Source organism: Deltaproteobacteria bacterium (assembly GCA_013151235.1).
Classification (GTDB): domain Bacteria; phylum CG2-30-53-67; class CG2-30-53-67; order CG2-30-53-67; family CG2-30-53-67; genus JAADIO01.
The window spans coordinates 1-11,417 of the sequence record JAADIO010000018.1; the positions used below are offsets into that span (position 1 = coordinate 1).

Consider the following 11,417-nt stretch of genomic DNA (forward strand, 5'->3'; position numbering starts at 1 on the left):
CCGATTTCCTGCTGTATAGTACGGACAGGTAAGCAAACAGGATGGTCCCCTGCCTTGCAGGTGATGATCGATGTGTTTTGAGCCAACACATATTTGAATGGGATCTATGTTCGAAAGATGGTGTGCACGCCCTGGCGACAGGGAAGCCTGAAATCTTTGACGGGATACCCACCTGATTTTCAGGTTCAAATAATTTCGGTCACACGGCAAGGCGGGGTCCTCTTTTATTATAGATGCAGTGAAGAGGTCATACAATCTACCGGAAAGGGAACTATACGAACCATTCAACCATCAAAACCGGTCATAACCCTGATCCGGGCGGAGATGGTCACTCAAACGCAGACGTTGGATAGGATGATTGAAGGAGTTCATGGCCGGCGAATAAAGAAGGTTTTCCTCTCTTATGAAAAAATGGTTTGACCGTTGTAAAGGTTCTGTATTCATGTTGTATGAGGTGACCCTTGGATTCGGCGGGAAAGGCCGGTCCGGTATTTTACAGTACAGGACTGCTGAAAACTGAGGGCTTTCCCGTTTCCTTCAATCGTTCCTGATTTCCTATCCCTTCCTGCGTGCCGGGTCTTCCGGGGGGGTGTTTGCCGACCGGAAGTTCCCCGCACTCCGAGTTATTTCCTTTTCCTGTTTTGCCTGTAGATTGATCCCCGGTACCTCCTGATTGTTTTAGTATCGTTCCAATGCCTGGATCGATGGGAGTTAGAACGGATGGATCTTTTCCCGGATGAAGAACAGGAACCGAGTGTTCAGGACATACCGCTGGCCTGGCGGATGAGACCCCTTGGTTTTGAGGAGTTTGAAGGACAGTTGCACCTTGTGGGGGAGGGGAAACCTCTGCGGCAGGCGATTGAGGATGACCGGATTCGTTCCCTGATTCTTTATGGACCGCCCGGAACGGGGAAAACCGCCCTGGCCCATCTGATTGCCCGGCGGACGGGCAGAGACTTTTGCAGCCTGAATGCCGTGACGGCCGGTGTCAACGAGATTCGCAAGGTTGTCGCCCGGGCCGGGGAGAGACGCCGGGCCGGAAAAGGGGGAACCATCCTCTTTGTTGACGAGATCCATCGTTTTAATAAAGTGCAGCAGGACGCCCTCCTCCCCGATGTGGAAAGCGGGCGGATTACCCTGATCGGGGCCTCAACGGAAAACCCCTGTTTTGCACTCATTCCGGCCCTCCGGTCCCGGTCACAGATTCTGGAGTTCAAATCCCTTGATCGCGAGGTCCTTGAACGAATCATCCGTCGCGCCCTGAATGATTGCAAGCGGGGTCTGGGGAAGGTTCCCGTGGATCTTTCCGGAGAGGCACTGGCCTACCTGGTGATGATGGCCAACGGTGATGCACGGAAGGCCCTGAATGTTCTGGAGGTCGCCGTGTCCGCGACGGCACCGGCGGCGGGGCGGGTGTCTTTGACACGAACGGTTTTAGAAGAGGTCATGCAGCACAAAGCCCTCGATTATGACCGTGACGGCGACGCTCATTATGATACCGCATCGGCCTTCATCAAGAGTATGCGGGGATCGGATCCCGATGCTGCGGTCTATTATCTGGCCCGGATGATCGAAGCCGGTGAGGATCCCCGGTTTATCGCCCGCCGTATCGTGATCTGTGCGGCGGAAGATGTCGGCAATGCCGATCCGAGGGCGCTCCTTGTTGCGGAAGCGGTCCTGCAAAGTGTGGAGAAGATCGGGATGCCGGAGGGGCGGATTCTGCTCGCTCAGGCCGTCACCTATGTGGCGACGGCTCCGAAGAGCAATGCCGCCTATCTCGCCGTGGATCAGGCTTTGGCGGATATCCGGTCGGGGAAGAGCTTGAGGATCCCCGCTTTCCTGCGGGACACTCACTATTCCGGGGCAAAGGATCTGGGACGGGGAGTCGGGTATCTCTATCCGCACGATTTCCCGGGACATTTTGTCCCCCAGTCCTATCTGGAGGAAAAACGGAGCTATTATCGTCCGTCGGATCAGGGATATGAGAAGAACATCCGGGAACGGATCCTCAACTGGGATCGTCTCCGGAAGCGAAAAGGTTCGGAACAGCAACAGGAGCGGTAATTTCGTGGATTTAATTGGGAGAAGTTTCACTATAGACGGCGGAGGGTTTTTGAAGCCGTTTCTCATCTTTATGCATTGAAGGGGGTGGCGACCATTAATTCAATCTCATGGATCGTCCTGGCCGGAGTGATCGGCGTTTCTGCAGGACTGATCATCAGCAAAATGTTTTATTCCCGAAAGGTAAAGGATGCCGACAAGGCCGCGGCGTCTCTCCTTGCTTCCGCCAAAAAACAGGCGGAACAGGCCATGAAAGAGGCACGCATTGAAGCCAAGGAGATGATCTATCAGGCCCGGAGCGATTTCGAAAAGGAAACAAGGGAAATTCGGAACGAGCTGCAGGCCCGGGAGAAACGTCTCGCCCAGAAGGAAGAAAACATCGAGAAGCGTTTTACCTTGGTGGAGAAGAAAGAACAGGATGTCAAAGGGCGGGAAAAGGGCCTGCAGAAGGTGGAAAAACGGGTGCTGGAAAAGGAAGCCAGGTACGATCAGGCCCTGAAGGAGCAGGTGCGGATGCTGGAGCGGGTCTCCGGGATGTCGGCCGTCGAAGCCAAGACAATGCTGATCAAGGAAATGGAAGATGAAGCCCGTTTCGAGTCCGCCAGGATGGTGAAGCGAATCCTCGATGACGCCCGGCTGAATGCGGAAAAGGAAGGGAAGAATATTATTGCCCTGGCGATTCAGCGTTGCGCCGGTGATTTTATTTCGGAGATGACCGTTTCCGTGGTGAACCTTCCCAACGACGAAATGAAGGGGCGGATCATCGGCCGTGAAGGACGTAACATCCGCTCCCTGGAGGCGGCTACCGGCATTGATCTGATCATTGATGATACACCGGAAGCGGTGATTCTTTCCGGGTATGATCCGATCCGCCGGGAGGTGGCGCGCCGCTCCCTGGAAATGCTGGTCAGTGACGGCAGGATTCATCCCGCCCGTATCGAGGAAGTAGTCAAGAAGTCTCAGGCGGAAGTGGATAAGTTGATCCAGGAAGAGGGAGAAGCGACGACCTTTGAAGTGGGCGTCAATAACGTCCATTCCGAAGTGGTCAAGCTCCTGGGACGTCTGAAATATCGGACCAGCTATGGACAGAATGTTCTGAATCATTCCAAGGAGGTGGCGTATCTCTGCGGGGTGATGGCCTCGGAACTGAACCTGAATGTAGCACTTGCGAAACGGGCCGGTCTGCTTCATGATATCGGTAAGGCCGTGGACCATGAGATGGAAGGAACCCATGCCGGGATCGGCGCCGACCTGGCAAAGAAATACGGCGAAGATGAAAAAGTGATCAATGCCATAGCCTCCCATCATGATGATGTCGAAGCGGTCTGTCCGGAATCGGTCCTCGTGGCGGCGGCCGATGCCCTCTCCGCCGCGCGGCCGGGCGCCCGGAAGGAGAGTCTGGATGCCTATATCAAACGACTGAATAAATTGGAGGAGATCGTCAACAAGTTTGACGGCGTGGAAAAGTCCTACGCCATACAGGCAGGCAGGGAGATCCGGGTCATTGTGGAGAATGAACAGGTCTCCGATGAAAGGGCCGCCGTGCTGGTGAAGGATATCAGCAAGAAGATCGAAGAAGAACTGGCGTATCCCGGCAAGATCAAGGTGACCGTGATCCGCGAGAGCCGTTTCGTGGAATATGCGAAATGAAAATACTTTTTATCGGAGATATCGTCGGGAAACCGGGCCGTCAGACCGTGGCACGGATGATCCCCCGTCTGGTGGCACGTTTGGGGGTTGATCTTTGTGTAGCCAATTGCGAAAACGCGGCCTCCGGATTTGGTTTGACGCCGAAGCTCCATCAGGAGTTGAAGGCGATGGAGATTAGCGTCCTGACGTCCGGTAATCATATCTGGAGCAAGAAGGAAATCTATCCACTCCTCGATTCGGAGGCGAGTCTCCTGCGTCCGGCGAACTACCCGGACGGGGTGCCGGGACACGGCAGTTGTATCGTTTCGACGGCCGGCGGTGAACAGGTTGCTTTTCTCAATCTCATGGGGCGGGTCTTTCTCTACGATCTTGAATGTCCCTTCCGTACGGCCGAAGCCGAAGTGGCGAAACTTCGGGAGGAGACACCGGCCATCGTGGTGGATTTCCATGCCGAAGCGACCTCCGAAAAGATCGCCATGGGATGGTTTCTCGACGGCAAGGTCAGCGCCGTGCTTGGAACGCATACCCATGTGCAGACGGCGGACGATACCATCCTGCCGGGGGGGACAGCCTACCTGACCGATGTCGGAATGACCGGACCGAGCAATTCCGTCATCGGCGTGAAGAAAGAGATCATCATCGACAAGTATCTCCATCAGATTCCGAGACGTTTTGATACGGCAAAGGGACCGTGCCGCCTCAACGGCGTGTTGCTCGATATCGACGGGAAAACGGGGCGGGCCAATGAGATCCGAAGATTACAGTTGGAGGAGGAGCCGTAGCCCCCGTGGAAAGACTTCCCCTGCCGGAAGGCGTACTCACCGTACACGAACTCATCTCCCGTATTCGAACCTCGCTGGAGCAAACCTTCTCCGCCCAGTGGGTTACCGGGGAGGTTTCCAATCTCCGGACGCCTCGGTCCGGTCATACCTATTTTTCCCTCAAAGACGCCGATGCCCGGATCCAGGCCGTCTTCTTCCGTCACAAAAAACGGTATATCCGCTTTGAACCGGAAGACGGCATGGAGGTTCTCTGCAAAGGGAACGTCACCCTTTACGAGATTCGGGGTGATCTGCAGATCAACGTCGATTACATGGAACCGCTCGGTGTCGGCGCCCTCCATATTGCTTTTGAACAGATCAAAAAACGGCTGGAACAGGAAGGGCTCTTCGATCCGGCACGGAAGAAGGTGCTCCCCCTCCTGCCCCGCAAGGTCGGCATCATCACCTCGCCCACGGGGGCTGCCATCCGGGATATTCTCCAGGTCATGGGCCGTCGATTTGCGAATATGGAGCTTCTGATCTCGCCCGTGCGGGTCCAGGGGGAGCAGGCCGCGGCTGAAATCGCCTCCGCCATCGAGTCCCTGAACCGCCGGGGGGATCCGGAAGTCCTGATCCTGGCCCGGGGAGGCGGGTCGATCGAGGACCTGTGGCCCTTTAACGAAGAGATCGTCGCCCGGGCGATTGCGGCCTCCTCGATTCCCGTGGTCTCCGCCGTGGGACACGAAACCGATTTTACCATTGCGGATTTTACGGCGGACCTTCGGGCCCCGACCCCTTCGGCGGCGGCGGAGATCGTGGTCCGGAACAAGCTGGATTTGGAAGAGAAAATATCAGGGATCGGTCAGCGACTTCATCTTGCGATTCGAAGGTCCCTGGAACAACTCCGACGAAGAGTGGAACTTTCGGCGCAAAAGTGTGCGGCGCCGGTACGGACCGTCGGGATGTACCAGCAACGGGTGGATGAGCTCAGTGAAGTTCTCTTCCGGCGGCTTGCGGGGCGGACGGCCCTGTTACGGGAACGGGTGAAGGGTGTGGAAAGCTCCCTGCGGCTGCTCAACCCGCGGCAGCGGGCACAGGTCCTGCGGGAACATCTTCAGGGGATTGTTCTGCAACTGCGCCGGGAAGCGCCGAGGTTGATCCGGCCCCGCCGGGATCATGTCGATGCCCTGACTTCCCGGTTGGAGGCGCTGAGTCCTCTGAAGGTCCTCTCCCGCGGGTATGCCGTCGTGACCCATCCCCCTCAGGTTGCGATCGTTCGGGATGTTGCGAAACTTTCCCGCAGTGACCGGATCGGGATTCGTCTCCACCGCGGGGAGGTGGAGTGTATCGTGGACCGGATCATTAAGGAATAAGCCCGTCCTTTCCATTCTAAAGAAGTTCCAACCTGCCTGAAATATTTGATGGTGTCGTAAAAAGTCACGAAGCCCTTCGACCCTTCGATCGGCTTCCTTCGACAAGCTCAGGACAGGCGTGCTCAGGGCGAACGGTGTAAGTGATTGATATTCCGTTCGTGTGGTTCGGCAAGCTCACCATGCTCGGAAGCTTGTCGAACCATGAACGGAATACGACTTTTTACGAGAGCATCAATATTTGATGGATGACTTTACCCCACTTTGTGAAAGGGGGGCAAGGGGGGATTTGATGTCGAATAAATCCAACAGATAGGACAGGAGCTTCCATGCCTTTCCGGAAATCGTATTCCAAAAGGGACGATCGATCTTCATCGTGGTCCGCCCTGTGGTGGTCTGCCATGATTCTCTTTCTCTTCTCGGTTGTCCGGGTTCTTTCCACCCGGCCCGATAGCGGGCAACTGTCTCTTCCTTCCGCGAAAACGGCTATCCGCCGGGTTGAAATCATCGGTGAGGTGAACCGGCCGGGTGAATATTTCTTTCCGTCGGACGCGACTGTCGCCAATGCGATCTCTGCTGCCGGGGGTGCGACCGAATTCGCGGATCCCGGAAGACTGAACCTGGATGCCCGGCTTCTTTCCGGGAGTGTCCTGCGGGTCCCGAATCGTCAGACCGGCTTTGTTACATCCGTCTCGTTGAATCGTTCCCCCCTGCGGGAACTTTGCACCCTGCCGGGGATCGGTCCGAAACTGGCGCAGCGGATCATTGATGTGCGGAAAGAAAGAGGGGCTTTCCGGTCGATGGAGGATCTCATGGCCGTTCCGGGGATCGGGCAAAAGAAGGCACGGTTGATCTTCCGGCGGGGGATCCTTCGATGAGGCGGTTGCACGGTGAACCGGTCGCATGGGTCTTCGCTTTCTATCTTGCCGGAATCCTTCTTGCGGCTGTTGTCCATCCCGGTGCCCGGACGCTCCTGTTGTTGATCACGGGAATCTTCCTGATCGCTTTTCTTCCTCCCTGCCGTTCCTTGATCCCGCTGTTCGTTGGGGTCATTTTTTTTCTTCTGGGAGGACTTGGTTACACGCTCTCCCTTCATCGACTGCCGCCCGATGCCTTGGTATTCGGGATTTCTCCGGAGAAAACCGTAACCGTGACCGGGGTGATCCGTTCGTTCCCCGAGATTTCCGCGAAGCGGACCCGTTTTCTCCTTGAGGCCGAGCGGTGTGCCGGACGGGAAGCGGCGGGGCGGATTCAGGTCACTCTCGTCGATGCTCACAAGGGACATTCAGGAAGCAGTCTGCGCCTGCGCCTTCGTTACGGTGACCGGATTTGTCTTCGAGGGCGTTTTCTTCCCCCCCGAAATTACGGGAACCCCGGCGCCTTCGATTATGCCGGATACCTCGCCCGGAAAGGGGTTCGGCTGACGGCGGCAACGACCGCAAATCATGTCGGAATTCTAAAAAGAAACCGTGGGAACCCTTTGGTCGCCGGCGTTCTCGCACAGAAGAGGGCCTTTCATGATTTCATCGGGAAGATCCTGAATGGGGAGGTCGGGTCTCTTCTTCCGGCATTGATCGTGGGGGACCGAAGCGGCCTGGGGGAGAACCTGCGTCGAAGGTTTGCCGATGCCGGCGCCGCCCATCTGCTGGCCATCTCCGGGCTCCATGTCGGGTTTGCCGTCCTCTTTTTCTATACATTACTCCTGCTTTTTTTCCGCTTGCTCCTCCCCTTGCGTCTCCTCCGGCAATCCCGTTTCTGGTGCATCCCCTCCCGTCTTGCGTCCATCGGGTCACTGATCTTCCTCGTCTATTATGTGATCCTCTCGGGAGGAAGGACGGCGACGATCCGGGCGGCGATCATGATCGGGGTCTTCCTCCTCTCCCGGATTCTGGAACGGAGCAGGGACCTTCTTCACACGCTTCTGATCGCGGCCTTTGTCATTCTTCTCTGGTCTCCCGCCTCCTGTTTCGCCGTCGACTTTCAGCTCTCCTTTGCCGCCGTGACCGCCATGGTTCTCTATGACCGAAGTCGCAAAGAGAGGGCGGTTCCTGCAACAAAGGACGAGGGGATTCCGGATGACCGGCTTGCCCTCAAACCGGCCCCGGAAGGTCGTAGAGCATGGAAATGGATCGCCAAAGGGGGAGCGGTTTTTGCAGTCACCCTTCTGGCCTTTACCGCCACCCTGCCGATTACGGCGGCGGTCTTTCACCGGGTCTCCCCGGCCGGACTTGTTTCGAATCTTCTCCTCGTCCCGCTGACCGGGCTTGTCATCGTCCCCTGCGGGATGGCGACCTTCTTTGTTTTTATCTTGTCGCCGTCCCTGGCGGTCTATCCGGCAAAGATCACCGCTTTCGGAATTTCAGGTCTCTTTGCCGGGGTCGATTTTTTCGGGAGAGGCCCGCTTCGGCCGGTCTGGGTCGTTCCGCCCCCTGCATTGTGGATCGTTCTTTTTTATCTGATTCTTCTTGTCTTGCTGGTCCTTCCCCGGATCAGCCAAGGCTGCCGACTGGCCTCCGTTTTTCTTCTTTCCGCTCTTTTTGCAGGCGCCGTTCTGGGATCGGGGACGGACAAGGGGGACGGAAGGCTGCATATCGATATTCTCGATGTCGGCAATGCCGCTTCGACTCTTGCCATCCTTCCGGACGGGAAGACCCTGCTGATCGACGGTGGAGGTTCCTACACCTCTTCCTGGGATGTGGGCCGGAGGCTGATCCTTCCGGCCCTCCTGACCCTGGGGGTCCGGAAAATCGACCTGATGATCCTCACGCATCCCCATCCCGATCATTTAAACGGTCTTGTGGGGATTCTGGAGGAACTTCCGGTCGGAGCAGTCTGGGAAGGATGGCGGACCTTCCCTTCTGAGATGTATCGTCGTTTCCGGAAGGACATTGACGAACGGGGGATTTCCCGGCGGTATGTCGGCGCCGGGGAGATGACCTGTTCCCTGGGAAACACGATTCTGAAAATCTTTCGTGCGAAAGGACCTTCCGGGAAGAACGATCATGGAGCGGTGAATAACGGATCCCTGATCGTGAAAATCCGGCTGGGCCGGTTCTCATTCTTGGACATGGCGGATCTTGAAGCGAAAGGGGAAAAGATACTGATTCGGCGATACCGTTCCGAATTGAAGGCGACGGTCCTTGAAGTCGGCCATCACGGCAGCCGGACATCGAGCAGGACGAACTTTCTGGATGCCGTCCGGCCGGAAGCGGCCGTCATCTCCGTGGGGGCGTACAATCGTTTCGGGCATCCTGCCGCCGAGGTCCTGGGCCGTCTTTGTTATATGACCCCGAAAAAGACGATTTATCGAACCGACCGGGAAGGGATGATCCGGATCACAACGGACGGAGAACGCTTTGCTGTGGCTTCCTTCCGGCAGGGATTTACACTTGACTCTCAGTATGGGTCTGTAAGATAATCTCCACATGAAAAAACAGGAGTTTGAAGATGCCCTCAAGCAGTTGGAGGGGATCGTAGAAAAGTTGGAGGGGCAGGATCTCTCTCTGGAAGATTCTTTGAAGGCCTTCGAGGAGGGAGTGCGGCTGACCCGTTTTTGCCACCATAAATTGAATGAAGCCGAGAAGAAGATAGAAATCCTGACGAAGGATGACGATGGGGGCGAGAAAATCGAGCCCTTTGATCTTGAATCGACGGCGGAATGAATGTGTCCCTGGATCTTACAGCCTACCTGAAGCGGAACCGGGAAGAGGTGGATCAGGCGCTGGATCAATGGCTGCCCTCGGAAAAGCATTTTCCCGGCACGCTCTATCGTGCGATGCGGTACAGTCTCTTTGCCGGGGGCAAACGGGTCCGGCCGATCCTGGCGCTGGCGGCCTGTGATACACTCGACGGTGACCGGGGGGATGTCCTCCCCGCGGCCTGCGCCCTGGAATTGATTCACACCTATTCCCTGATTCATGATGATCTGCCCGCGATGGACAATGACGACCTGCGGCGGGGCAAAGCGACGAATCATAAAGTCTTCGGAGAGGCGATGGCCATTCTGGCCGGGGATGCCCTTCTGACCCATGCCTTTCAACTCCTGACGGAAATTGAGGTGCCCTCCCTGCCGGAGCGGGATCGTCTTCGCATCGTGGGAGAGATTGCATCGGCGGCGGGGGCCGCGGGCATGATCGGCGGACAGGTGGTCGATCTTCTCTGTGCCGGGGACGGGGAGGTGGATCAGCCGACATTGGAATTTATGCATACCCATAAGACCGGTGCGATGATCCGGGCCTCGTTGCGGGTCGGCGCCATTGCCGGGGGTGCCGATGACCGGTTCCTGCGGTTTCTGACCCGTTACGGTGAGCGGGTCGGACTTGCCTTTCAGATCATCGATGATATCCTGGATCTTGAAGGCGAGGAAGCGGTGATCGGAAAACAGGTCGGAAGCGACCTGAAGAATGGAAAGGCAACCTATCCCGCCCTCTACGGAGTTGCCGAATCCCGGCGCCGGGCCGACGAACTGATCGACGCCGCCGTGGCGGATCTCGCGGAATTTAATGGCCGGGCCGAACCATTGCGGGCGATTGCCGGCTACATCGTGGAAAGGATTCATTAATGGTCTCTCCCTACCTGGACCGGATTGACAGTCCCGAGGATCTGAAAGGGCTGACCCTGGAGGAACTGACCTCCCTGGCGGCGGAGATCCGGGACAAGATTCTTAAAACCGTCTCCACCAACGGGGGGCATCTCTCCTCCAGTCTCGGCGTGGTCGAGTTGACCCTTGCTCTTCATTATGTCTTTGATGCCCCGCGGGATCGGATTGTCTGGGATGTCGGGCACCAGGCCTATGCCCATAAGCTCCTGACGGGTCGGCGCAAGTCCTTTTCAACCCTCCGACAGTTCGGCGGGATCAGCGGGTTCCCCCGCCGGGAAGAGAGCCGGTATGATACCTTCACCGTGGGACACAGCAGTACTTCCATCTCGTCGGCCCTCGGGATGGCGGAAGCGCGGGACCTGAAAGGGGAGAAACACAAGGTGATCGCCGTGATCGGCGACGGCTCCATGACGGCCGGTCTTGCCTTTGAAGGGCTCAATCAGGGCGGTGCTTTGAAGAAGGACCTGATTATTGTCTTGAACGATAATGAGATGTCGATCTCTCCGAATGTCGGGGCGCTCTCCTCCTACCTCTCCCGGCACATGACGGGGGATTTCTACGTTTCCATCCAGAAGATTGTCGAGAATCTTTTGAAAAACATCCCCGGGATCGGTGAGTCGATGTTAAAGGTCGCCAAACGGCTTGAAGACTCCCTGAAGGGACTGGTGGTTCCCGGCATGGTCTTCGAGGAACTTGGGTTCGAATATGTGGGACCGATTCAAGGACATCGTTTTGACCGGTTGATTCAGACTTTCGAAAATGTGAAGAAGCTCAACCGGCCGGTCTTGGTCCATGTGGCGACACAAAAGGGAAAGGGGTATGAGCCGGCCGAAGAAAGGCCTTCTCTTTTCCACGGCGTGGGACCCTTCGACCGGGAGACAGGACTCCTCCGGAAAAAACCGGACGTCCCCCCGGCCTATACGGAAGTCTTCGGCAGGATCCTGACCCGTCTGGCCTTCGAAGACGAGAAGATCG

Annotated in this window: 9 protein-coding genes and 1 other RNA gene; all 10 read left to right on the top strand. The window is 56.8% G+C overall.

Features of this window, described 5'->3' with window-relative positions:
* The first annotated feature begins 43 nt into the window (after positions 1-43).
* A non-coding RNA gene (gene ssrS / locus GXP58_03320) (6S RNA) lies at positions 44-222 on the top strand.
* Between the two features lie 498 nt (positions 223-720).
* Entirely contained in the window at positions 721-2,064 is a 1,344-nt protein-coding gene (locus GXP58_03325; protein NOY52633.1) for a replication-associated recombination protein A, read from the top strand.
* A gap of 84 nt (positions 2,065-2,148) precedes the next feature.
* A complete protein-coding gene (gene rny / locus GXP58_03330) occupies positions 2,149-3,711 on the top strand; it encodes a ribonuclease Y (protein NOY52634.1) in 1,563 nt (520 codons plus the stop codon).
* Positions 3,708-4,493, top strand: a complete 786-nt coding sequence (locus GXP58_03335; GenBank protein ID NOY52635.1) for a TIGR00282 family metallophosphoesterase — start codon at positions 3,708-3,710, stop codon at positions 4,491-4,493. The genes rny and GXP58_03335 overlap by 4 nt, the downstream gene beginning before the upstream one ends.
* 20 nt (positions 4,494-4,513) lie before the next feature.
* Positions 4,514-5,845 carry an exodeoxyribonuclease VII large subunit gene (locus GXP58_03340; protein ID NOY52636.1) on the top strand — a complete coding sequence of 444 codons (1,332 nt, stop codon included), beginning with the start codon at positions 4,514-4,516 and terminating at the stop codon, positions 5,843-5,845.
* A gap of 398 nt (positions 5,846-6,243) precedes the next feature.
* The gene (locus GXP58_03345; protein ID NOY52637.1) at positions 6,244-6,720 is read left to right on the top strand and encodes a ComEA family DNA-binding protein; all 477 of its coding nucleotides are present in this window, start codon (positions 6,244-6,246) and stop codon (positions 6,718-6,720) included.
* Entirely contained in the window at positions 6,717-9,260 is a 2,544-nt protein-coding gene (locus GXP58_03350) for a DNA internalization-related competence protein ComEC/Rec2 (protein NOY52638.1), read from the top strand. Before GXP58_03345 ends, GXP58_03350 begins: the two co-directional genes overlap by 4 nt.
* Before the next feature lie 7 nt (positions 9,261-9,267).
* Entirely contained in the window at positions 9,268-9,504 is a 237-nt protein-coding gene (locus GXP58_03355; GenBank protein ID NOY52639.1) for an exodeoxyribonuclease VII small subunit, read from the top strand.
* Complete coding sequence (locus GXP58_03360) at positions 9,501-10,403, top strand: polyprenyl synthetase family protein (protein ID NOY52640.1); 903 nt, start codon at positions 9,501-9,503, stop codon at positions 10,401-10,403. Before GXP58_03355 ends, GXP58_03360 begins: the two co-directional genes overlap by 4 nt.
* Positions 10,403-11,417, top strand: a 1,015-nt coding sequence (gene dxs / locus GXP58_03365; protein ID NOY52641.1) for a 1-deoxy-D-xylulose-5-phosphate synthase, incomplete at its 3' end; no start/stop codon positions are given. The genes GXP58_03360 and dxs, both read left to right, overlap by 1 nt.

What these genes read in the sequence shown, in the direction of transcription:
- GXP58_03335 (NOY52635.1), top strand. Translation starts at nt 3,708, where the DNA reads ATGAAAATACTTTTTATCGGAGATATCGTCGGGAAACCGGGCCGTCAG.
- GXP58_03350 (NOY52638.1), top strand. Translation starts at nt 6,717, where the DNA reads ATGAGGCGGTTGCACGGTGAACCGGTCGCATGGGTCTTCGCTTTCTAT.
- GXP58_03355 (NOY52639.1), top strand. Translation starts at nt 9,268, where the DNA reads ATGAAAAAACAGGAGTTTGAAGATGCCCTCAAGCAGTTGGAGGGGATC.
- GXP58_03325 (NOY52633.1), top strand. Translation starts at nt 721, where the DNA reads ATGGATCTTTTCCCGGATGAAGAACAGGAACCGAGTGTTCAGGACATA.
- GXP58_03345 (NOY52637.1), top strand. Translation starts at nt 6,244, where the DNA reads ATGATTCTCTTTCTCTTCTCGGTTGTCCGGGTTCTTTCCACCCGGCCC.
- GXP58_03360 (NOY52640.1), top strand. Translation starts at nt 9,501, where the DNA reads ATGAATGTGTCCCTGGATCTTACAGCCTACCTGAAGCGGAACCGGGAA.